We start from the raw sequence: 23,054 nt of genomic DNA, 5'->3' as shown, positions 1-23,054 counted from the left end.
CTCCTACCCGACTTTCAATCGGGTTTTTTCTCCGCCGCGCTCAGCGGCTTTGTTATCTGAAGTCTAGCAACCAGTTGCCGCAAGTCATCAGGTTTAATCTGGCATTCCCAAACCTCGACGACGGTCCAACCTCGCGCTTCTAGGGCGGATCGCGTTTTTTCGTCGCGCAATCTGTTGCCCTCGAGTTTTGGGCGCCAGAAATCGATCTTCGACTTTGGCATTCTTGAGAGCTTGCAATTCGGATCGGGATGCTGGTGCCAGAAGCATCCATGCACGAACAGGGCTATCCGTCGGCTCCGAAACACAAGATCAGGCTTTCCGGGCAAATCCCCCGCATGCAGACGATATCGCAATCCCGCCGCATGGAGCGCCTTGCGCACGCGCATTTCCGGCTTCGTGTCCCGCCCTCGAATGCGCGACATCTGAACGCTTCTTGCGGCTTCCGTCTCACTCGTCGTCGACACCACCAGCCTCATCGGGCTCGGGACCCGCGACGTCCTCGCCCACCGGCGGAATCTCGGGGTTCGCCAACACTGCGTCGTCCTGGCGGAACCCGGCCAGCATCTCCTCCAGTAACGCTGCGTGATCCTGTCGCGGTGGCACACGCTCCAAGGTCGCGGCGATCCGCTTGGAAATCTCATCCGGCGTCAGGGAGTCTATCAGCCGCTCATCCAATGCCCAGAGACGCCCCGGGTGCACGACGTCCCATGGGGAGCGCTTGTTGGCTCGCGTCTTAGCCGCGTCGCCGTGCTTGCTCATTCCCCAGCAGGCCTTGGTCTCTGAGTTCCAGATCGGCCAAAAGGTACGAATGAGATGCTTCTCGGCTACCAGTTGGGCGTTCGTCGCGCACACAAGGCGGCGGCAGACAAAGTCCGCCAATTTTATGAGCGATAGATGGGCCGGCAGCTTGTCAGAATAGCCCTCCGCGGTCCCGATTGTCCCCGCATGCTCCAACAGGCGGGCTGTCAGCTTCGCGCCCTGCTCCCGCGTCGTGCTGGCATCATCTTTCGCCGGATCGGCCTTACCAACATAGATCGGCGTTTCAGATCCTGAGATGGATCCATAGAGCGGGTGATCGCCGCGATAGTAAATCGCGTAGACACCCGAGCCGTAGGCAGGCCGGACGTCAGTTAGCGCGACCAGCGGCTGCGCAATGAGCGCGATCGAGACCATTCGCCCAATCGCCTTTGGGTCGGCTGGGTCAAAGGTCGCGCGAGGCATGCGTATTGGATCTGTAGACGAGCGCACGGCCTCAACTGCGTCGGCGTGTGCGGCCAAACCTTCACGGATCCGACGAACCACCGCTTGAGGAGGATTGCTGCCGGCAGCCAAGAGCACCGCCGCGAGCGCGTCCTCAAGTGCCTTTATGGCGGCTCGATCTGGTGCCAACGCCATCCACTAACCCCTTCGTAGCCGAACGAGGTCTAGCGGCTGCGACTCGCCCTCCGGCTGATACAAAAATCAATGTTACGCGGCGCGACGTGTGGAAGCTAGGCCGTCGCTGGCCCTTGCGCGGTCGAGCTGTGTGGCAAGCCAGCGACCCGCCGCCGCTCCCAAGGGAGCAGGGACCGCGTTACCCAGCTGCCGCATGCTTTCTGTCCAGGAACGCGGAAACTCGTAGTCGTCCGGCAACCCCACCAGCCGCGCAGCTTCACGCGTGGTGAAATAGCGAACTGACCCGTCATCTCGGACCATCATGTTTTCGCCGCCAGGAACACCATGGTCTCCAGCCTTGAGCGCCTTCGCGGGCAGGTCCAAAGGACTTCCCGTGTGGCCTGGATATACCCGCGCGCCCAACTGAAGGATATGGTTGCTCCTTCCGTCCGGCTCACCGAGACCATCCAAGGCATCACGAACCGTGATCCAAGCGGATCCGACCGGCTCGATGTTGGACCGCCTCAATTTCTCAACGCGTGCGCGATCCTGTTGGAGTATGGGACGTTCGCGCTTCCTGAGGCCGTGCCGCACCCAATACTCGCCGGTAACATATTGCTCCCAGAGAAGCCGATCGCGACTATGGGTCGGAATCATAAGCGCGGGGGGAACATCGAGGTCGCTTCTGATGCCAAAGATCAAAACGCGATGCCTAATTTGCGCGGCGCCATAATCAGCAGCATTCACAAGCTGCCACACGACATTGAATTCCTTGCGAGACTTGGACGCTGCCAGTCGCGCGCGGTGCTCAGCATGCGACTCGTTCGATGTCCGGACCAACCCTGGCCGCTCTAGATGGGCGATGATCCATTCGAGGTACGGGCGGAAACGCGGACCAGCAAGGTTCCTGACATTCTCGAAGAGAAATGATCGAGGCCCTGCCTCCCGCACCGCTCGAATAGCTTCCGGCCACATATCGCGATGATCGTCCTGACCATGCTTCTTGCCGCCAATTCCAAAAGGCTGGCACGGAGGCCCACCCGAAACCAAATCGAGGGCGGTCAGCTTCGTCCAATCGATCTCCCGCACATCTTGAAGACCCATCGGCCAATCTCGGACGTGCTCCACGCCCTTTGTTTTATTGTGCAGGACCGTCGCCACAGCGTCCTGATCAAATTCCGCCATATGCTGGTGCTGAAATCCTGCTCGGGACATTCCGAGGGCCAGCCCCCCACAGCCGGCGAAGAGTTCAGCGCTTTGCATCTTCGCCCCCTTTAAAGTCCAGCGGCAACATCGGCCCGCCAGCGGCTTCTTCCAAAAACCTCTCGACCGATCGTCGGACCAGCCAGGCAACTTTCACGCCTTGCGCCTTCGCAAGTCGATCGAGCTCTGCCTTTTGCGCGCGCGTCAACGTAGTGGTTACACGCTCGGCGTCGCGACCGTCTTTACCCAATCCGGCCTCCGCGGCAATCCGCGGCAATCCGCGGCACATTATCCTGAGGCCGAATCGCTAATTTTTCAACCCACGCGGGTCGTCGTGGCTGCCTTATCCTCGACTCAAGCATCCGGGAGAAGAACAAATGCGGAACATATTGCTCAATCTTGTCTTTTGGTCAAGCGGGTGTGAGGCCCAGAGAGGCCCAGTGCGCGCGCCACCATGGCGGCTCAAACGTTGTTGCACCCTCACGTGCGCGGCCAGCCATCATACCGACGCATGAGCAGGGCAGCGGTCAAAAGCACTAGGTGCAGCCGATATGTGGAATCGTCCTTGTCTGATAGTCCTGGATGAGATCCTTCCGGGTGAAGTCGCCGAAGAAGACCGTTCGTAAAGTTTTTTCCGTTTGATCCCCACTCGTTGAGGTCCTCGGCCAAGAAGCCAACCTTTGCCAGATATGCGCGTTTGTTCTCACTCTCCTTCAACTCTTCCACCTTCGCGTCTAGGCCAGTGGCGATCTCGTTCAGCAGCCCCTCGAAGAATGATCGGAGTTGAGCATTCGCGGATGCCCAGTTCCCACGGGCGTGAGCATCCTGTGCTTGAACAAGATGACCGAGGGACGTCTCGAACCGATGCTTCTTTAGAAGCGCCACCAACTCGGAGTCGGTTTGTGGGAGTCCAATATCGCTAGGGAGGCTGCGTCGGAGCGTGCCATCCACAATCCTATACCCGTCTTGCTCCAGGGCGTAGCGCAGCTTCTGAAACTCAGGCCTTTCAACCCTCGCCGTCGACCATTCATAATCCGGCTCAATTGCTGGAAGGCGCGCGGTCGCGCGCTCTACCAGCACGTTTTCAAGCAGTCCATCGTCAACCGAGTGTCTCGGATTTCTATCGATAAACCGCTTCAACTCAACCATGCGCGCTTTAGCGCTCCCACCCCCGATGTGCTCATAGACACTCGGTCCAAAATCGGTGAGCAGCGCACTGATTTCAGCCTGGGTGAGGCTTTCCAGAACGTCGGCCGCCGCAATAATCGTCCTGCGGGAAAAGAGTGGTCGGGCCGCCTCGCGAGCGGGTCCCAAATACTCCTCGACCCGATCATTGGCATGGCGTTCTAGAAATTTGCGCGCTTCTTGGTCGGTTAGCGGAAAGAACCCCTCCAACACACCATCATGACCTGCCACCAGCTCAAAGAATACGCCGGTCGGCGTCCGATAAAGTGTCCAGGACGCATCCGATCTGTCGTCGCCATGATCGCCTCGAGCCAATCGCTCGGAAGTGTCAGTATCGTACACGACCCCGTTGATAATCCTTCTCATGCCGCACTCATCGCGAAGCCGCCTTGGCAATACCAGTCGCTGTCGGAGAGAGCTTGGTAGGAGGCCGTGCGCCAGCCATTCACATTCACCAACCGACAGCTATCTGCCGTCTTCTGCAGAAGCGAACGCACCTCGTCCACCCCGCCATCTGCGTAGTTTGTGGTCATCAGGTCGCTCAGTTCGGTGAGTTCCTGGGCCGCTTTCGCGGCGTATCGAGCCGCAAGACTGAGCATCTGAAACTGGCGTTGGACTCGAGCAGTCAAAACTTCGCTCCAGCCGGCCGGTGGCGAAACGAAAAACCGTAGAGCGGCGGGGGTGCCATCTACGACTTCAGCGACAAGCCAGCGCTCACCCTCAATATCGTCGTAATAGGGATGAATCGTCTCATCGCTCGCCGTCAACGGCCGAACGTCCGCCTTAGCTTTATTGCAATCATGGCAGGCCGGAATTAGATTCCACGGAGCTACAGCGAGCGCCGGAAACTGAGTTTTCGGCAGGTAATGGTCGAGCGTTGAGACCACGTGTTGGCCACAGAGCGGGCATCGACCGTGCTTTGGCACAGCCATCAACGCATCGTAGATTTCCCGCCCAGGAGCTCCCTTCGCCGCGAGCCTCCCCGAGTAGACTCGCGACATTTCCTTGACGGTTACAAGGCCAATGTTGGTGCTTGGGGCAATGGTGTGAATTTCATTGCTGGAGGCTGCGTCATCGAACTCAATCGATGCCTCGACGATTGCGGCGGTAATGCCGGTGAGACGCTGCTTGAGCTCTGCATTTGCCACCTTGCTGATCGTCGTCGTGAACACGTCTTCGGCGGTTTGTTCGGGCTTTGGCAATTTCCACATCAGTCATCGCCATTCGCGTCACGCGCAGCGATCAGGCCTCGAACGATCGCCTGCCCCTCGAGTCCGAGTTGGCCGCCGAAGTGTTCGATTATCTCGTCGAAGTCGCCGCCCGATGCCACCTGATCTCGCAGCATGCGATGGAAGCCCGAATCCGTCACCTCGAGACCAAAGACCTCGCGGGTCAATATTCCAACATTCTCACCAAAAGTCTCAATCTCCGGCCGTTCGGCGACGACTGTGCGTCCGTTGCGTCGAACCTTCCAGACGCAACTCATCGGCACTTCCTGCAACACGACGGGGGAGTGCGTTGCAATAATCGCCACGCCATTGCGATTGATCAGCAAGTCCGAGACCGCGCGAATGAATGCGGATAACAACGGTGGATGGAGATGTGCCTCAGGCTCATCGAGGAGCACCAGGGTCCGCTCTTCGACCGTCTCGACCAAACGCGTAATCGTCAGCAGAACGATCTTGTGTCCGGAACTGAGGTTTGCGAACAGACGCGACGCCTCTGGAGCAATGTCTTCCTCATCCTCAGTTGCCAGCTTGGCGACGTCTGCGTCTCTGAAGATGGGATCCGCTTCCAGGGTTTGTAGGGCTCGCCTCCAACGGGAGACCCTGGCGCCCTGCCGACAAATCTGGACGCTTTCACTGAAATCCCGACCCAGGTAGTTGGGGCTCTTCGGTGCCAATGGCCTGCCGCTGGAGGACACTCCGATCCGCTTGAGGCCAATGTAGGAATATTGCGGACCCGAAGATCTGTCTCTTGGAACGCTGAGTGGAGTGAAATCGTCAAACGCGCTGAAGCTGACCGACACGAGCCCTGTGAACGAGCCGGCGGCTTCGTCTTCGTCATTGACGACGAAGCGCCCCTTTGCGCGATCCTCACTTTCCAAGAAGGCTTCTGTCATCGAGTTCAGCAGGTACGTCTTGCCCACACCGTTCCGACCTGTGATGACATGGATGTTGGTCGGTGGCTGAGCTTCGGGAAAAACCCCAAACGTCAGCTCCATTCGCCTCGCGGACGACCTGCGATCGCGAGCCATCCGGTATGAGAATTCGAAAGGTGTAACGCGAGCCCCACCGCTTGCCATCCGGCGGTACTGCCCACGCACCGCCTGTGGCGACACGGAACGAAGCAGCGATAATCCAGTGACACGCTCTTGCAGGGCGCGCTCAAAAAGATCTTCATCGAGAGCGATGTCTCTGAGGCCTTCGAGAATCCGGTCGCGAAGATCGGGCCCGAGTTCGTTCAATGCCTCATAATAGGTATCGTCTTGCCCCAAAGAGAAGAACTGCTCCTCCAAGGCATCGAAGCGCTCTGGAATGTCGGGACGCCGCTGAGATCTCCCCATCCCGAGTTCGCCGATTTTCACCGACCCGACGTCCTGACGCTCACCATCGGCGTCGACATAGGTCAGGAAATACATGGTCGCAAATTCAAACCAGTCGTCCCAATTGTCGGTGACAAGAAATGCGCGCGATCGAGCGTTGGTCGGTGGCCGGCCGCCGACTGGCAATACTGTAAAAAACACGCTCTCCCCCCCGCCGCGAATAGAAATTCATACCAGCATCTCGACAAGAAAGGCAGGGACGGATCTAGGGATACCGATCCTTTATTCGATGCATCGCCGTGCCGACGGCTGCCATCATCTTCTGAGACATCGTCACGAGCGTTTGGGTACTCGCCGCATCCAACTCCAAGATGGGCACCTGCTCGATGTCGGTATGGTAGTCCGACCGCCACGGTCGAACAAGATAGCTCTGCGAGTCAGAATGAGCGTAAACCTGGTGACGCAGGCGGATGACATTCCTGTGCAGAGCACCTTCTGCGGTGTCCTAGACATCCAGAAGCTCCTTGGGAAATTGTGGCCATCCTCTGCTGCCTCCGAACGCGCGACCATACGAGGTAACCATCGCAGTCACGAACGCGGATTGCTGCAGGTATGTGGATCCGCGACTCCAAGGTTTAGCTTTCCACCGCTTCTTTAGGAGAAACAGCCCGTAGCTCTGAGCAGCAGCCAAGTCGTGCCGCGCAGCATGCAGTTTGCCGTAGAGTTTGCTATCCGCGTCGTTGAAATGAAGTTCGATGCTTTCGCTTGTTGTCAATGAAACGGCCCCATGACTGCCTATGCTCGGGAAGAGCACTCAAAGCATACCACGGCAAGAAATGGGTTTCAGTCGGGTCGTACGGCACGGCGCCTGGAAGCATCATTCGCACCCGCACAGCCTCGTAAGATTAGTCGAGTTCGATCCATGTAGGGGCATGGTCGCTTGGCTTTTCCCACCCTCGCACTTTGTCATCCACCCCGGCCCCTCGTAGCTGCGGTGTCAACGACGGACTTAAGAGCAGATGGTCCATTCGCAGGCCAGAACTCCTGTCGTAGCCGCCGCCAAAGGAGAAATTCCAGTAGGTGTAGATGCCCTTGTCCGGATGGATGCGCCGAACCGCATCGATCCACCCATCCTTGAGCATCTCGGCATAGGCTTGCCGGCTCTCGGGGAAGTAAACCGCATCCCCCAGCCATCGTCGCGGCGCCACGGCGTCAATCGGAGTTGGAACGACATTGTAGTCTCCACACAGCACTGTCGGCGTTCCCGCTTTGAGCAGGTCCTGGCCATAGCTGATCAGGCGGTCGAACCAGCGCAGCTTGTAGTCGAACTTGGGACCAGGCGCTGGATTCCCATTCGGCAGATAGAGACAGCTGACAACGAGTCCTTTCACGTCGGCTTCAATGTAGCGGCTGTGGGAGTCATCGGGATCGCCCGGCAAGCCGCGCCGCCGTTCAACCGGGTCTACCCCGCGAGATAGAATGGCCACTCCGTTGTAGGATTTCTGGCCATGCCAGATAGCGCCATACCCCGCCTCCCGGATGGCCTGGGCCGGAAATTTCTCGTCGGACGTCTTGAGTTCCTGGAGGCAGACGATGTCGTAGTTGGTAGCCGTGAGCCATTTGAGGAGCACGGGCAGTCGACCATTGACGCCGTTGACATTGAAAGTAGCGATGCGAACCATCTGTCCTCGCGGCCGTGGCTCACTTCTTACCCAGCTTGTCCTCGACCTTCTTGCGACTATTGCCGACCGATTTCACGGCTGACTTGACGTCGGCCTTGCTGGCCCCCGTCTTGCCCGCCTCGTACTTCACCTCATGGTCCTGCCCGCCAGCGACCTTTGCGCGGTCCTGGCTGCGCCCGCGAGTTGTTTGAGTAGTGGCCATTTCTTCCTCCAGGGATTGCGTTCCAATTCCCAACAACGCGCCCAGACTCTTCCGGTTCAATTCATCGGCACGCGGTATGGAACTGAAACCCAGGGCAGAGTATTGAATCGTACTATGTATTCGGGTTCCCCATGTCGGCCGTAGAGGCCGCCTTCCCCAAAAAGCGCGCACGGCGCCGGGACTCAGAATCTACCCCGAGATACCCCCTACCCCGCTTTCGTCCTTTCCAACTCTGCACGCTCACCGACGACATACCGGCTGGCGCCGATTGGCTCTTCGAAATGAAGTTCGATGGCTATCGCGCCCAGGTCGCCATCTCGGGCTCGGAAGTCGTCGTCTACACCCGCAACGGCCACGACTGGACCCGCCAGTTCAAGGTAATCCTGCCGTCGCTTAAGGCGCTCACGAAGGGTTCGGCGCTGATCGATGGCGAGATCGTGGCCATCGACAGCCGGGGCCGCACCAACTTCTCCATGCTAAAAACCGGCATTGCTGCCGGCATGCCGCTCAAGTTCTACGCCTTCGATCTGCTGGAATTGAACGGCGAGGACTTGACCGACCGGCTCTTGCTCGAGCGCAAGGACCGGCTTGCGGACCTTTTGGGCGAGAGGGACCCGGACGACAGCCTGCAGTTTTCCAGCCATATCGCCGACAACGGCAAGAAGGTCTTCGACACCATGTGCGCCGGCGGCCACGAGGGCATCATCGCCAAGCGCGCGGACAGTCGCTATGTCGGCGACCGCACTGCCAGTTGGCTCAAGATCAAGTGCACGAAACGACAGGAATTCGTGGTCGGCGGCTACCGCCCAAGCGACACCGGCCGTGGCATAGCCTCGCTGATCCTGGGCACCTACGAAAACGGCAAGCTGATCTACCGCGGCCGCGTCGGCACCGGATTCACCGAGGCGATGCGCAAATCCATTCTCGCGCAGTTGGAGAAGCGGCCGCTGGACAAACCCGCCTTCGTCTCCGTGCCCCGCGACATTGCGCGACGCGCCCGCTGGGTAAAGCCCGAACTCGTTGCCGAGGTCACCTATTCCGAGATGACACCGGACGGCAGCCTGCGTCACCCGAGCTTTCAAGGCATGCGCGAAGACAAGCGCGCCGACCAGGTCGTGATGGAAATGCCCAAGACCGTCGCGACCACCGCCACGGCCAATCTCGATCCCGCTATGGGCAAGGAGATCGCCCGCGCTGTCGGCGTTAACCTGACCCATCCCGACAAGCTGATGTATCCCGGCACTGCGGTGACAAAGGCGACGCTCGCCGCCTACTACGCCGCAGTTGCCGAGAGGATGCTGCCGCACATCCAGCATCGGCCCCTTTCGCTGGTGCGCGATACCGACGGCGACCTGCAGCAGACCTTTTTTCAGAAGCACAAGCTGCCTGGCATGCCCAGGGCAATCCATGACGGCCAGTTGGAGAAGATGTCCGGCAAGGAGAGCCGCATTCTTTGGGTCGACGACCTGGCTGGGCTGATCGCCGGCGTCCAGATCAACGTGCTCGAGTTCCATGTCTGGGGAAGCTTGCGCCAGCAGCCAAACCTTCCACACCGGATAATCTTCGACATCGATCCGGACGAGGGCCTGGGCTTTGATGACGTCAAGCAGGCCGCGATCGACATCCGCGGCGTTCTAGATGCACTCGCCCTTCAATCCTGGCCGCTGCTATCCGGCGGCAAGGGCGTGCATGTCGTCGTGCCGCTCGTTCCCGAGGCCGACTGGGAAGCAGTCAAGAACTTCTGCCAGGACTTCGCCGAACTGCTGGCCCGCACGGATCCGTCCCGTTTCGTCGCGAATATGAGCAAGGCGCGGCGCAAAGGCCGCATGTTCATCGACTATCTGCGCAATGGACAGGGCGCCACGGCGATTTGCCCGTGGTCGACCCGCGCGCGGTCCGGTGCGTCGTGCGCCGTACCGGTCACTTGGGATGAACTGCCGACGTTCAAGAGTGCCAGCGCATTTGACGTTTTCGCTGCCGCCGCCCGGGCTCAGGAGTCCGACGCCTGGGAGGGCTATTTCGATGTCGAACAAACGCTGACAGAGCGTATCCGAAAAGCAGTCCGATAGCTGCAGCCAGTCCTAGATCGTCAGCGACATCTGCCGATCGGCCTCGGTTCTCTTTCCGCTTAGATTTGAAAGTGTCACCCCGAGCAGGCGGATCCCCTTGCTGACAGGAAATACCTGATCGAGGAGGGTGCCGCTGACGGTCGCTAGGTCGGCTTCGCCCTCGATGACGCCTCCGAACGTGCGGCTGCGCGTGATTTGCTGGAAGTCGGCGAATTTCACCTTCAATGTCACCGTGCGACCCTGGATCGATCTTTCCTCGCAATAGCGCCAGACCTTGGCGACCAATGGAGCCAGTTCCTTGCGAGCACTTTCGACGTCAAACAGATCGCTCGCAAAGGTGTCCTCAGCCCCCACGGACTTGCGCTCGCGGTCGGCCCGCACCGGGCGTTCGTCGATGCCCCGGGCGATCCAGTAATAGTACGGACCCGCCTTCCCGAACTTCTCCTCGAGAAACGCCAGGCTCTGTGCCCGCAGGTCGGCGCCGGTCTCGATGCCGAGCCGCGCCATCTTGTCGGCGGTTGCCGGGCCAACACCATGAAATTTCCGCACGGGCAAGGCCTCGACAAAGGCGGGACCCTGCTTCGGAGTGATAACGAACACCCCATCGGGCTTGTTCTGGCCGGAAGCGAGTTTGGCCAGAAATTTGTTGTAGCTGACGCCAGCCGAGGCCGTCAGGCCGGTTTCGGCCTTGATCTTCGCGCGGATCATTTCCGCAATCGTCGTCGCGACCGGAATGCCCTGTAGATTGTCGGTGACGTCGAGATAGGCCTCGTCGAGCGAGAGCGGTTCAATGAGTGGTGTGTGCTCGGCAAAGATCGCGTGGATCTGCTGGGAGACGGCGCGATAGACGTCAAAGCGCGGCGGCACGAAGATCAACTCCGGGCATTTGCGCTTCGCCGTGATCGAAGGCATGGCGGAACGCACCCCGAACCTTCTGGCCTCGTAGCTCGCAGCCGCGACCACACCGCGCGCCGCCGAGCCCCCGACTGCCACGGGCTTGCCGCGCAGGTCAGGGTTGTCGCGTTGTTCGACCGAGGCGAAGAAAGCATCCATGTCGACATGGATGATCTTGCGAAGGATGGCCGTCCCTTCACGCGGCTCACCAATTTCTTGGCCTATGTCGCTTCGCTCGCCCACTTCGCCGTCCCTGCATCACCTGCGGCATATCAAGATAGACCGCACCTCGATCAAGGGCCGTCTGGGATCAACTCTCGGAGCGGCGCAACGAGTCCAATTGACTCTCGGACAGCAAAGAGAACAAATAAGGAACATATCAGCCCCGAAATCCATTGGGAAGACAGTTTGAGAGTGTTTCGTTCATGGGTCAGCCGGCCGCCAGCCCTGCTATCGCCGCGCTTCGCGAGCGAATCGCGCGCCTCGAAGGCGGGCCGGCGCGCAACCGTGCGACACTTCCTTTCGGCGTTCCCACGATCGACAAGGTCTTGCCGGGAGGCGGGCTGGCGCTCGGGGCTCTGCACGAGGTCGCCGGCGGCCGTAACGGAGCGATCGATGGCGCCGCGGCGGCGCTATTTGCCGCCGGTATTGCCTCCCGCACCAAAGGGAAGGTGCTCTGGTGCGTCACCCGGCAGGATCTCTTCGCCCCTGCCCTCGCCCAGGCCGGTCTGCTGCCCGGCCGTGTCGTCTATGTCGAGGCCGGTGACGAAGCTTCCGTGCTCGCCTGCTTCGAAGAAGGGCTTCGCCATGGCGGTCTAGGCGCCGTTGTTGCCGAACTGGCGCGCCTCTCCATGACCGCCTCCCGCCGCCTGCAGCTCGCCGCCGAAGCGTCCGGTGCCATCGGCATCGCCATCCGCCGTTGGCGACGACAAACCGAGGCGACCGATTTTGGACAACCAACCGCCGCGGTTACCCGCTGGCGGGTCACCGCACTCCCCTCCCGTCCCTTGCCGGTTCCAGGCGTCGGCCGCGCTCGCTGGCAGCTGGAATTGATCCGGGTACGGGCGGGAGAAAGCGCCGATTTTGAAGTGGAAGCCTGCGATGACAAGGGTCGTCTCGCTCTATTTTCCGACCTGGCCGACGGATCGCCTAAGGCGCGCAATGGGCCAGTCCGCGCCATCGGCTGAAACCCCGATCGTCATGCTCGGTCGGCAGGGAAACCGGCGGCTCGTGCTGTCCGCCGATGCGGCGGCACGCGCGGCCGGCCTGCGCGTGGGCATACCAGCGAGCAAGGCTCAAATGCTGGTGCCCAACCTGCAGAGCTTCGACCTCGATGCAGCCGCCGATGCCGAGGCCCTCGAGAGAATGGCAATTTGGTCGCTGCGCTATGCACCGATCGTCGCCGCCGATCCACCCGATGGTCTCATCATCGACACCACAGGCGCCGACCATCTGCATGGCGGCGAGGAAACGATGCTTGAGGGGCTGGTGTGGCGCATGGCGGCATCCGGAATCGAGTCACGTGCCGCCGTCGCGGATACCTGGGGGGCCGCTCATGCCTGCGCGCGCTTTCTCGCCCGGCCGACCTTCGTCGCGCCAGTGGGGCACGCCCCGGCGATTATGCGCGGTCTTCCGATCGGCGCCCTGAGGCTTCCCAACGATATCGTCGAAGGCCTCCTTACGCTCGGTTTCGAACGGGTGGGCGAGGTCGAGGCGGCGCCCCGCGCCTCTCTCACCCTTCGCTTCGGGCCCGAACTCGGCCGTCGCCTGGACCAGGCCATGGGGCGGCGCAGCGAACCCTTCGAGCCAGCCCGCTCTCCCGAACTCATCGAGGTTCGCCGGGCCTTCGGCGAGCCGATCGGCGCCGCCGAGACCATAGCCCGCTATACTGGCAAGCTCGTCACAACCCTCTGCGAGGCACTTGAGGCCAAGGGGCTCGGCGCCAGCCGGTTGGACCTGCTGTTTCATCGCGTGGACAACCGCATCGAGGCCATTCGCGTCGGCACCGCAGTGCCAGTGCGCGATGTCAAACGGCTGACCCGTCTCCTGACCGACCGGATCGAAACTGTTGATCCCGGTTTCGGCATCGAGGTGATGACCCTGGCCGCGACGCTCGCCGAGCCCTTCGGCAGCAAGCAAATCATCTCCTCGCTAGTCGAGGAGCCGGAGCCCGACATCACCGATCTCATCGACGTGCTTGCCAACCGTATTGGCGAGCAGCGGCTCTACCGCTTTGCCCCGGTCGAGAGTGACGTTGCCGAACGCTCAGTCCGCCGCATCGCGCCGAATGCGCCGGACGACGGGACGAGTTGGCCCGGTGACTGGCCTCGCCCGCCGCGCCTGCTGACCCACCCCGAACCCATTGAGACGATGGCCCTGCTGCCCGACCATCCGCCGGTCTGGTTCAGTTGGCGCGGCATCCGGCATCGCGTCGCGCGGGCAGACGGTCCGGAACGCGTTTTTGGCGAATGGTGGCAGCGCGATGCCGAACTGATCGCGGTGCGTGACTATTTCCAGGTGGAGGACGAGTCCGGCGAGCGCTTCTGGATCTACCGCGCCGGCGACGGCGAGGATCCCGGGACCGGTTCCCACAAATGGTTCCTGCATGGGGTCTTCGCATGACCACCCCACGCTATGCCGAATTGCAGGTGACCAGCCATTTCTCGTTCCTCCGCGGCGCCAGTTCCTGCGACGACCTGTTCGCGCAGGCGGCCGCTCTCGGCATCGAGGCTCTGGCAGTTGTCGACCGCAACTCTCTGGCCGGAATCGTCCGGGCCCATCAGGCCGCCAAGGACACCGGCGTCAGGCTCATCGTCGGCTGTCGCCTCGATCTCGTCGACGGCATGTCCCTGCTCGTCTATCCCACCGATCGCGCCGCCTATTCCCGACTGTGCCGGCTGCTGACCCTGGGCAAGAAACGTGGCGGCAAGGCGCAATGCCATCTCGAATGGAGCGACCTGGCCGACTACGCCGAGGGCCTGATCGCCGTTCTTGTCCCTGACCGAGCCGATGACACCTGTGCCCTGCAACTGCGTCGGCTGCGGGAAACCTTCAGCGATCGCGCCTATCTGGCGCTGACCCTGCGCCGGCGCCCCAACGACCACGTCCGGCTCCACGAACTGTCCAACCTCGCGACGCAAATGCGCGTGCCCACCGTGGTGACGAACGATGTTCTGTTCCACGAACCCGGCCGGCGCATCCTGCAGGACGTGGTGACGGCCATTCGCCATAACATTCCCATCGACGAATTGGGCTTCCGGCGTGAGCGCCATGCCGACCGCTATCTCAAACTGCCCGAGGAAATGGCCCGGCTGTTTTCGCGCTATCCCGAGGCTCTCGCCCGCGCGCTCGAGATCGCGCGGCAATGCCGCTTCTCCCTCGACGAGCTCGCCTACCAGTATCCCGAAGAGAAGATGCTGCCGGGGCTGACAGCGCAGCAGGCTCTCGAACACCTCACCTGGGAGGGCGCGGAACGGCGCTATCCGGAGGGCGTGCCCGACAAGGTGGTGGCGCTGATCAAGCACGAACTGCGCCTGATCGAGACCCTGCAATACGCCCCCTACTTCCTCACCGTGAACGCCATCGTGCAGTTCGCGCGCAGCAAGGACATCCTGTGTCAGGGCCGAGGTTCGGCCGCCAACTCCGCCGTCTGCTACGTGCTGGGCATCACCAGCATCGATCCCGAGCGCAACAACCTGCTGTTCGAGCGGTTCGTCTCCCAGGAGCGCAAAGAGCCGCCGGACATCGATGTCGACTTCGAGCATGAGCGGCGCGAGATCGTCATGCAGTGGGTCTACGAGACCTATGGCCGCGACCACAGCGCCCTCTGTTCAACCGTGGTGCGCTATCACACCAAGGGAGCGGTGCATGACATTGGCAAGGCCCTCGGCCTGCCCGAGGACGTCACCAAGATGCTCTCGTCCCAGGTCTGGGGCCATGGCGAGGGTATCGACGAGAAGCGCGCCCGCGAGCTCAATTTCAACCTCAACGATCGCCGGCTGCGGCTGACGCTCGAACTCGCCCAGCAACTCGAGGGCACGCCCCGGCACCTGTCGCAGCATCCTGGCGGCTTCGTCCTGACCAATGACCGGCTCGACGATCTGGCGCCGATCGAGCCGGCTCGCATGGTCGACCGTCAGGTGATCGAGTGGGACAAGGACGATATCGACATCCTCAAATTCATGAAGGTCGACGTCCTGGCGCTCGGCATGCTCACCTGCATGAAGCGCAGCTTCGACCTCCTGGCGGAGCACAAGGGGATGACCCTCGATCTCGCCACCATTCCGGCCGAGGACCCGGCGACCTACGCCATGATCCGCAAGGCGGACACGGTCGGCGTCTTCCAGATCGAGAGCCGCGCCCAGATGTCGATGCTGCCCCGCATCAAGCCGCGTACCTTTTACGATCTCGTCGTCGAGGTCGCCATCGTGCGGCCCGGCCCGATCCAGGGCGACATGGTCCACCCCTATCTCCGCCGCCGGGCGGGCAAGGAGCCGGTCGAATTCCCGACCCCCGAGCTCGAACGCGTGCTCGGCAAGACCTTGGGGGTTCCCCTGTTCCAGGAGCAGGCCATGCAAGTCGCCATGGTCTGCGCCGTCTTTTCCGCCGGCGAGGCCGACCAGTTGCGCCGCGCCATGGCGACCTTCAAGCACACCGGCGGTGTCAGCAAATTCGGCGACAAGCTGATCGGCGGCATGATCAGGAATGGCTACACGCCGGAATTTGCGGCCAACACCTTCAAGCAGCTCGAAGGCTTTGGCTCTTATGGCTTCCCGGAAAGCCATGCGGCCAGCTTCGCCCTCATCGCCTATGCCTCGAGCTGGATGAAATGCCACCATCCCGATGTATTCTGTGCGGCTCTTCTCAACTCCCAGCCTATGGGCTTCTACCTGCCGGCCCAGATCGTGCGCGATGCCCGCGACCATGGTGTCGAGATCCGGCCCGTCTGCATCAATGCCAGCCGCTGGGACTGCACGCTGGAGCCGATCGGCGAGGACGGCCGCTTCGCGGTCCGCCTCGGCCTGCGCTTGGTCAAGGGCCTTGCCAATGCCGACGCGGCCGCGATCGTCGCAGCCCGGGCCGACGAGGCCTTCGCTTCCATCGACGATCTTTGGTATCGTGCCGGCGTGCCGGCGGCATCGCTCGTCCAGCTCGCCGAAGCCGACGCCTTCCGACCCGATCCCGGCCTGGCCCGGCGCGAGGCGCTATGGGCGCTCAAGGGGCTGCGCGACGAACCCCTGCCGCTCTTTGCCGCCGCCTCGGCGCGCGAACAGAAGACCGTCTCGGAAATCCAGGAACCGGCTTTGGCGCTGCGGCCGATGACGGCCGGCCGGGAAGTCGTCGAGGACTACGGTCATGTTGGCCTGACCCTGCGCAATCATCCGCTCTCGTTCCTTCGTGCCGATCTCGCCCGGCGTCGCATCGTCACCTGCCGCGAGGCCATGCAGGCGCGTGACGGCCGCTGGCTGGAGGCGGCGGGTCTGGTCCTTGTCCGCCAGCGGCCCGGCTCGGCCAAGGGCGTGATGTTCCTGACCATGGAAGACGAGACCGGCGCCGCCAACGTCGTGGTCTGGGTCAAGGTGTTCGAAAAGTTCCGCCGCGTACTGCTCTCGTCGTCGATGCTCGCCGTGCGCGGCAAGATCCAGCGTGAAGGAGAGGTCGTGCATCTCATCGCCAATTCCCTCACCGACCTTTCGGGTGAGCTCGCCAGCGTTGGTAATCGCGATGTACCGTTTCCGCTTCCGCATGGACCAGGCGACGAAGCCCATCACGGTGGACCAGGGATCGATCCGCGAAGCTTGCCGAAGGGTCTGCGGCCCCGGGACCTCGTCGATCCAACGCTGCAGGTTGAGCCGATCAAGGTGAAGACGCGAGACTTTCGCTAGCGCTCTCATCGTCCAGCCAGCCGTAAACGTAAAAGCGCTGGCTGATATGGGGTGGAAAGCTGAATGGTAGCCTTCGGGATCTGACTCGCGAAAGTCGGCCTTCGGCTAGTCATCACCACGTCCGCTCTTGCTCCGGCGCGGACCTGCACTTCGCTGCTTGGCGTGCAGTCTTGTGGGCTCCCGTCAGTAGTCCATGTTTGCGTGGGTGGTCCAATTATGGCCCCAGAGCTCGATCCACTGGGCGACGGCTTCTGCTCCCTTGGCCATCGCGCCAGCATACTCAGAGAGTGTCTTGGCATCAAATGAAGGATCGACGCCCGCATCAACGAACCGGTGCGGAAATACTAGCGGTCCCGTCGACAGCATGTCGTGGACTGCATCGAACACCGAGCAGCATTCCTCAAAGTTGTCGACCTTGATGGGAATGAATGAGAAGCGAGGACTGTCGGCAAAGTCCGAAAAATTCGCTGGAACGACTCCGATGCCCGGAAGGTGGAAGAAAAGCGATCCCCCGTCGTTTTCGACGCCGCCATGGCTGAAAGGATTGCGCAGGCGTTCCTTAATCCGCCGGAGCTTGCCTAATGTGACGCCAGCCTGATGATTGTTGTCGAGTGGGAAAACCGCCTTGAGCTTTTCGTCCCATGATTTTTCCAGGAACACCTCAAGGCCTCCTGACTCGAGCGGCTGGCCGCTGAAGGCCCGGAGAAGAATTAGTCTGTGCTCCATCGCGCTGAAGAAGGCCTCGATCATCGCGGTGGTGAGGAAGTACCCCTCGGTCTGTGCTGCATGCAGTTGGTTGAGCACAGCCGCGATCATCCCCACCGGCAAGCCTGCCTCGCTCTCTTTCTCCTTTCTTGCTTTTGGAAGTTTGGGAAGCTGGGCCGGCTTGTCGGCCTTGGCGAAGGCCTTCCTGGCCTTGCCGCGAAAGTAGCGGTAACGGCTTTCGAACTCACCGAAGCGGTTGACGATCAGGACGTTGCCCAAGCGAGCTTGTTCGGCCGCGAACGGCGCCAGAAGCTCTTCGATCTGCCGCATGGCCGCGCCCACCTGCCCGACGATGCGATCGTAAGGGACCTTGTGGTCCTTGGCGCGAAGGATGGTGAAGCCGAACTTCCTCAGCTCAAACCCCACTGGTTCACCCAGCACGCTGCCATAGACCGTCCAACGCACCTTTTCTCCGGCCCCACTCCACCGCCAGCCCAGTATGTTGCGGAAAGTGAAGAGCACCAGTTCGGGCACCGGAAAAAGCTCTGCGGGTGGCCGTGACGACTCCATATCCCAACTATCCAGGCCGGCGGGGAAATCAGGTGAGAAGCCTGCCAGAGTCTTGTTGAGACGCTTGCGGATCTTCGTCATCACCTCGTCCGCTTCCGGGTCGTTCTTAATTTTCTTGGGCATGAACGATCTCGCATTTCGGCTGGTGACGTGCGGTGGCGAAGGCCGCTCTAGGTTATAGTGGATTTACGCTTCTTTTTTCAGCCCTCTCACCCGTCCGCCAATGACCGCTACTGGCGCCAGGCCGACATTGCCTTGTGACGCCGAATGGCAGCTCTTGGGAGTTCGGGAGTCATTTCTTGAACTGCGGCCTTGGCGTTGGAAGCTGGCAGTGGAGTGAGCCCCATTCCGCCGTTTGGCCCGCCTACGCCGCCCTAGTCCGATCCCTGTCGAACAGTTTCAACCGTGAGTGAGCCTTCCGGCAGGGGGCGCAGCAGTTCCGCTTCTGTCTTCGTCAGGTAGATCCAGTGCGCCCAGTCGGTGGGACGCAGGATCACCACTTGGCGGTCATGATAAGCAACAATATCGGGCCCAGGCTCGGTGGTCAGCATGGCGAAGGCCGGGCTGGAGCCCTCTGCGCCGTCGCGCCATATGCCGGCGATCGCCATGAATGGCGCATCGTTCAGCGTGAACCGATGTTTTGCTTTCGGGTATTTCTTGCCCGTGAACTCGAAGAACGCCGATGCAGGGATGAGGCATCGGTTGCTCTTGTCGAAATGCCGGCCGTCAGAGCGGTAGTTGAAGACTGGGCCGCCCTTCGGATTGGATGGCGGGAAGCTGAAATTCATCGGCACCAGTTCAATGCCGTTGCCGGCAGCGCGCATGACCGGCGCCGTGTCGTTGATCCGGATATCGTCGCTTTCCGGCAGATCGAGTTCTGTCTGTTGCGTCGGGATGCCAAGCTCGAGCGCCTGCATCATCTGGACGTATTCGACCCACTTCACATGCTGTTCGTAAGCGTTGCACATGCCGCGCACTCTATCGCGAAACAGGAACGAATTCGAGGTGGGGCGTCTCTTCGGGCGGGCTCTCGGCTGGCGCTGAAGCCCCGCTCGCGGGTCTTCACCCTTCGGGCTTCCATCCCTGACGCGGCACGGCGCCGACAGCATAGCCCCTCCTTCGGTGTCGGCCTTGCGCACCGCGAGAGTGAGAGGGCGGTTTGGAGGGCCATGACGGTGAAGGGCTGGGAGAGAGGCTTCCGGCGCCCGTCATGGAGAACTCCCATGAATAATTCAGTGATTGCAGACAGCAGTGCGGGCGGCGAACGCGGCGGCTACAAGGTGGATGCGAGCCGCGGCGAACGCATCGGCCGCGTATCCTCGGAGTGGTTCAACCGTCCGGCTGACGAACGCTACCTCTCGCTGTCCGAGTTGATGGCGTCGGTGCAGGGGCGCTCCGAGCGCAGCCAGACCCGTACCGTCGAAAGCGCCGCGATCCGGATCGAAGCCGGCCGCGACGATGCCGAGCGGCTTGCCCTGGTGCTTCCGGGTGCGGATAGACCGGTTGCCCCCACGCATTGGAGCTTTGGCCAACTCGCCGGCATCGTGGGCGCCCCGGCGACCTACCTGCGCCAGCTTCCGGCACCGCTCGCCGGCATCAACCTGCAATACGGCCTGACCGCGCATCGCGCCGAGCAGGTCAAGACGCTCGTGGTTGAGAACGGTCGCGTCGAACTCCGCGCCGTAACTGGCCCGGACTATGGTCGCATCTATGATCACGAACTTGTTGCGGCCGTGCAGAAGATCGCCGGCAATGGCACTGGCGACACGCGCTGGAAGATCCCCGGCGTGCTCGACTGGTCCACCGGCATCTACAATCCCCGTGTCGACATCACCTCCGACACCACCACGCTCTATGCTTCTGATCGCGACGTGTTCCTGTTCCTGGTCGACGATCTCAACCCAATCGAAGCAGGCAGGCTGCCGGATGGCTCGCCCGACCTCTATTTCCGGGGCTTTTACTGCTGGAACTCAGAGGTCGGTGCGAAGACACTCGGCATCGCCAGCTTCTATCTCCGCGCCGTGTGCCAGAATCGCAACCTTTGGGGCGTCGAGGACTTCGAGGAGATCACCATCCGCCACTCCAAATATGCTGCCTCACGCTTCGCGCACCAGGCGGCGCCGGCGCTAACCCGCTTCGCCAACTCCTCGCCCATGCCCTTCGTCAACGGCATCCGCGCAGCGCGGGAGAAGATCGTCGCTCGCAGCGACGAGGATCGCATGGAGTTCCTCCGCAAGCGCGGGTTCTCCAAGGCGGACACAGCGAAGATCATCGAGACGGTGCTCGCCGAAGAAGGTCGCAAGCCCGCGAGCGTCTTCGACTTCGTGCAGGGCATCACCGCCGTCGCGCGGGACAAGCCGCAGCAGGACGCCCGGCTCGAGCTTGAGGGCAAGGCCAAGAAGCTGCTCGACCGGGCCGCCTGATTTCAGCGAAGCCGGCGATACGGATTTCCGTGTCTCCGGCTGCGTGCTTTTCCGGAAGGCCGGATGGGCGGCGTCGTCCCTCAGAGTGAGAGGGCGGCGCCGATCTTCGTGACGGGTTGGAGGTCGAGAGAGAGGCTCCCGGCCGCCCGTCGCGGAGTAAATCCCCATGGCTGCTGCCAAGAAGAAGCCCACCATCACCCTGTCGCCCTCGCGCGACATTCCCTTCAACCAACTCGTGCTGAGCCAGTCGAACGTCCGGCGGATCAAGTCCGGCGTTTCGGTCGAGGAACTGGCGGAGGACATCGCCCGGCGCGGCATCCTTCAGGGCCTCACCGTCCGCCCTGTCGTTGATGAAAACGGCACGGAGACCGGCATGTTCGAGGTGCCGGCCGGCGGCAGGCGTTTCCAGGCGCTGGAGCTGCTCGTCAAGCAGAAGCGGCTGGCCAGGACCGCCCCAGTTCCCTGTGTGGTCCGCGAGGGCGGCATCGCCGAGGAGGACTCGCTGGCCGAGAACGTCCAACGCGCGCCGCTTCATCCGCTCGACCAGTTCCGCGCGTTTCTCACCCTGCGCGAAAAGGGCCAGTCCGAAGACGAGGTCGCCGCGGCGTTCTTCGTCTCGGTCAACGTGGTCAAGCAGCGCCTGAAGCTCGCATCGGTCTCTCCGGTGCTGCTCGATGTCTATGCCGAAGATGGCATGACGCTCGCCCAGCTCGAAGCGTTCACCGTGTCGGGCGACCATGCACGCCAGGAACAGGTCTTCGAACGGCTGAAAACCTCCTATGACAAGTCGGCGTACGCCATCCGGCGCATGCTGACCGAGGGCGCCGTCCGTGCCACTGACAAGCGGGCGCAGTTCATCGGCATCGAGGCGTATGTCGAAGCGGGCGGCTCGGTGCTGCGCGATCTCTTCGAGGGCGATGATGGTGGCTGGCTGCAGGATGTCGCCCTGATCGACAAGATGGTGAACGGCAAGCTCAGCGGCGAATCCGAGGCGGTTGCCGCCGAGGGCTGGAAGTGGACCGAGGTCGCGCCTGATTTCGCCTATGGCCACACCTATGGGCTGCGGCGGCTCCATGGTGAACCCGTGCCGCTAACGGCCGAGGAAGAAGCCACGCGCGACGCGTTCAAGGCCGAGTTCGATCGCCTTGTTTCGGAGCATGAAGGCGCGGACGAACTGCCCGACCAGGTCGACGAGCGGCTGGGCGAGCTCGAGACCGCGCTCGACGCATTCGACGAACGGCCGCTATCCTTCGATGCCGAAGAGATCGCGCGCGCCGGTGCCTTCATCAGCATCGCTGGCGATGGCCGTCTGCGCGTCGATCGCGGTTATGTCCGGCCCGAGGATGATACACCAGCCGAACCCGAGAACGCCCCCGATGGCGCAACGGGTAAGGGAGCGACAGTCGGCGACGATGCCGATGGCGACCACAATGCCAACAGTGACGCCATGGCCGAGCCAGAGGAAGACGAGGGTCTTTCGCCGATCTCGGACCGTCTGATGACCGAATTGACGGCGCACCGGACTCTCGGCCTTCGCGACGCCCTCGGCGACCATCCTGGTGTGGCCTTCCGTGCGGCGCTGCATGCCCTGACACTCAAGGTCTTCTACCAGTATGGCTCGGATAGCTGTCTCGAGCTGGACCTCAAGACCGTCAGCTTCGGCGCCCAGGCGCCAGGGCTGAATGACAGCGTCTCGGCCGAGGCGATCCGTGCGCGGCATGAGAGCTGGACCAAGGCTCTGCCGAAGGACTCGGCCGACCTTTGGGACACGCTTCGTGACTGGGACAGCGATAGCCGCGCCGCCTTGTTCGCCCATGTCGTCAGCCTCTCGGTCAACGCGGTCTACGAAGCCTGGAACCGACGGCCCCGTGCACTCGCCCATGCCGACCAGGTGGCGGACGCCGTCGACCTCGACATGTCGGCGCGCTGGAAGCCGAACGTCGACACCTTCCTCGGTCGCGTCACCAAGGCGCGGATCCTACAGGCCGTTGCCGAGGCGAAGGGCCAGCGCGCTGCCGACCGGATCGCCCATCTCAAGAAGGGCGACATGGCGACGGAAGCGACGACGCTGCTCAACGGCACTGGCTGGTTGCCCGAGCCGCTCCGTACACCGGGCCGGCAGACAGTCGCCGACATATCACCGGTGGAACTGGCCGTCGTAGAAACGGCGGAGGTAGCGGACGAAACGGCCATGGCCGACGAAAACGGCATCGCCGATGATGACGGGGTCGGCGTCGAAGCGATCATGGCTGCCGAATAGTCTCTCGACCCTACGACTGGCCCGCCGGCAACGGCGGGCCTTTCTTTTTGAAGGAGG

The 23,054-nt window shown here is 62.0% G+C and carries 18 protein-coding genes; 6 read left to right on the top strand and 12 right to left on the bottom strand.

Going from position 1 to position 23,054, the window contains the following annotated elements:
- Positions 1-14 precede the first annotated feature (14 nt).
- The 9 genes from LB554_RS20655 to LB554_RS20615 form a co-directional block, all read right to left on the bottom strand.
- Positions 15-476 (bottom strand): very short patch repair endonuclease, encoded by a 462-nt coding sequence (locus tag LB554_RS20655; protein ID WP_224586608.1) that lies wholly within the window; start codon positions 474-476, stop codon positions 15-17.
- Complete coding sequence (locus LB554_RS20650) at positions 448-1,395, bottom strand: Eco29kI family restriction endonuclease (RefSeq protein ID WP_224586606.1); 948 nt, start codon at positions 1,393-1,395, stop codon at positions 448-450. The genes LB554_RS20655 and LB554_RS20650 overlap by 29 nt, the downstream gene beginning before the upstream one ends.
- Positions 1,396-1,467: 72 nt before the next feature.
- On the bottom strand, positions 1,468-2,637 hold the full coding sequence (locus LB554_RS20645; protein WP_224586604.1) for a DNA cytosine methyltransferase: 1,170 nt from the start codon (positions 2,635-2,637) through the stop codon (positions 1,468-1,470).
- Positions 2,624-2,827, bottom strand: coding sequence for a ribbon-helix-helix domain-containing protein (locus tag LB554_RS20640; protein WP_027061126.1), 204 nt, complete (start codon positions 2,825-2,827; stop codon positions 2,624-2,626). Before LB554_RS20640 ends, LB554_RS20645 begins: the two co-directional genes overlap by 14 nt.
- Positions 2,828-3,057: 230 nt before the next feature.
- Positions 3,058-4,128 carry a hypothetical protein gene (locus LB554_RS20635; RefSeq protein ID WP_224586602.1) on the bottom strand — a complete coding sequence of 357 codons (1,071 nt, stop codon included), beginning with the start codon at positions 4,126-4,128 and terminating at the stop codon, positions 3,058-3,060.
- Positions 4,125-4,973, bottom strand: a complete 849-nt coding sequence (locus tag LB554_RS20630; RefSeq protein ID WP_224586600.1) for an HNH endonuclease — start codon at positions 4,971-4,973, stop codon at positions 4,125-4,127. The genes LB554_RS20635 and LB554_RS20630 overlap by 4 nt, the downstream gene beginning before the upstream one ends.
- The gene (locus LB554_RS20625) at positions 4,973-6,508 is read right to left on the bottom strand and encodes an AAA family ATPase (RefSeq protein WP_224586598.1); all 1,536 of its coding nucleotides are present in this window, start codon (positions 6,506-6,508) and stop codon (positions 4,973-4,975) included. The genes LB554_RS20630 and LB554_RS20625 overlap by 1 nt, the downstream gene beginning before the upstream one ends.
- A gap of 704 nt (positions 6,509-7,212) precedes the next feature.
- Positions 7,213-7,989 (bottom strand): exodeoxyribonuclease III, encoded by a 777-nt coding sequence (gene xth, locus LB554_RS20620; RefSeq protein ID WP_224586596.1) that lies wholly within the window; start codon positions 7,987-7,989, stop codon positions 7,213-7,215.
- 19 nt (positions 7,990-8,008) lie between these two features.
- Complete coding sequence (locus tag LB554_RS20615; RefSeq protein ID WP_128177328.1) at positions 8,009-8,191, bottom strand: DUF3606 domain-containing protein; 183 nt, start codon at positions 8,189-8,191, stop codon at positions 8,009-8,011.
- 131 nt (positions 8,192-8,322) lie between these two features.
- Here LB554_RS20615 and ligD point away from each other — a divergent pair, with 131 nt between their 5' ends.
- Positions 8,323-10,260 (top strand): DNA ligase D, encoded by a 1,938-nt coding sequence (gene ligD, locus LB554_RS20610; protein WP_224586595.1) that lies wholly within the window; start codon positions 8,323-8,325, stop codon positions 10,258-10,260.
- Positions 10,261-10,272: 12 nt separating this feature from the next.
- Here the strand turns inward: ligD and dinB are convergent, their stop codons facing one another.
- Positions 10,273-11,313 (bottom strand): DNA polymerase IV, encoded by a 1,041-nt coding sequence (gene dinB, locus LB554_RS20605; protein ID WP_411962642.1) that lies wholly within the window; start codon positions 11,311-11,313, stop codon positions 10,273-10,275.
- Positions 11,314-11,579: 266 nt separating this feature from the next.
- Between dinB and LB554_RS20600 the strand changes: the two genes are divergently transcribed.
- The 3 genes from LB554_RS20600 to LB554_RS20590 are packed head-to-tail and all read left to right on the top strand — an operon-like array spanning position 11,580 to position 17,039.
- Positions 11,580-12,341 carry an ImuA family protein gene (locus LB554_RS20600; RefSeq protein WP_224586590.1) on the top strand — a complete coding sequence of 254 codons (762 nt, stop codon included), beginning with the start codon at positions 11,580-11,582 and terminating at the stop codon, positions 12,339-12,341.
- Positions 12,256-13,776, top strand: coding sequence for a Y-family DNA polymerase (locus LB554_RS20595; protein ID WP_224586588.1), 1,521 nt, complete (start codon positions 12,256-12,258; stop codon positions 13,774-13,776). The genes LB554_RS20600 and LB554_RS20595 overlap by 86 nt, the downstream gene beginning before the upstream one ends.
- Positions 13,773-17,039, top strand: a complete 3,267-nt coding sequence (locus tag LB554_RS20590; protein ID WP_224586586.1) for an error-prone DNA polymerase — start codon at positions 13,773-13,775, stop codon at positions 17,037-17,039. Before LB554_RS20595 ends, LB554_RS20590 begins: the two co-directional genes overlap by 4 nt.
- A gap of 183 nt (positions 17,040-17,222) precedes the next feature.
- On the opposite strand, the gene LB554_RS20585 is transcribed toward LB554_RS20590, so the two are convergent.
- Positions 17,223-18,437, bottom strand: coding sequence for a hypothetical protein (locus tag LB554_RS20585; protein WP_224586584.1), 1,215 nt, complete (start codon positions 18,435-18,437; stop codon positions 17,223-17,225).
- 251 nt (positions 18,438-18,688) lie between these two features.
- Positions 18,689-19,282, bottom strand: a complete 594-nt coding sequence (locus tag LB554_RS20580) for an SOS response-associated peptidase (RefSeq protein WP_224586582.1) — start codon at positions 19,280-19,282, stop codon at positions 18,689-18,691.
- A gap of 255 nt (positions 19,283-19,537) precedes the next feature.
- On the opposite strand from LB554_RS20580, the gene LB554_RS20575 reads away from it, so the two are divergent.
- Together LB554_RS20575 and LB554_RS20570 are read left to right on the top strand one after the other, a co-directional pair.
- Complete coding sequence (locus LB554_RS20575) at positions 19,538-20,737, top strand: DUF932 domain-containing protein (RefSeq protein WP_224586708.1); 1,200 nt, start codon at positions 19,538-19,540, stop codon at positions 20,735-20,737.
- A gap of 166 nt (positions 20,738-20,903) precedes the next feature.
- Positions 20,904-22,997 (top strand): ParB/RepB/Spo0J family partition protein, encoded by a 2,094-nt coding sequence (locus tag LB554_RS20570; RefSeq protein ID WP_224586580.1) that lies wholly within the window; start codon positions 20,904-20,906, stop codon positions 22,995-22,997.
- Positions 22,998-23,054: the final 57 nt, after the last annotated feature.

It is taken from the genome of Mesorhizobium sp. CO1-1-11 (assembly GCF_020164995.1).
Taxonomy (GTDB): domain Bacteria; phylum Pseudomonadota; class Alphaproteobacteria; order Rhizobiales; family Rhizobiaceae; genus Mesorhizobium; species Mesorhizobium australicum.
This window is presented reverse-complemented; position numbering and strand designations above follow the sequence as displayed.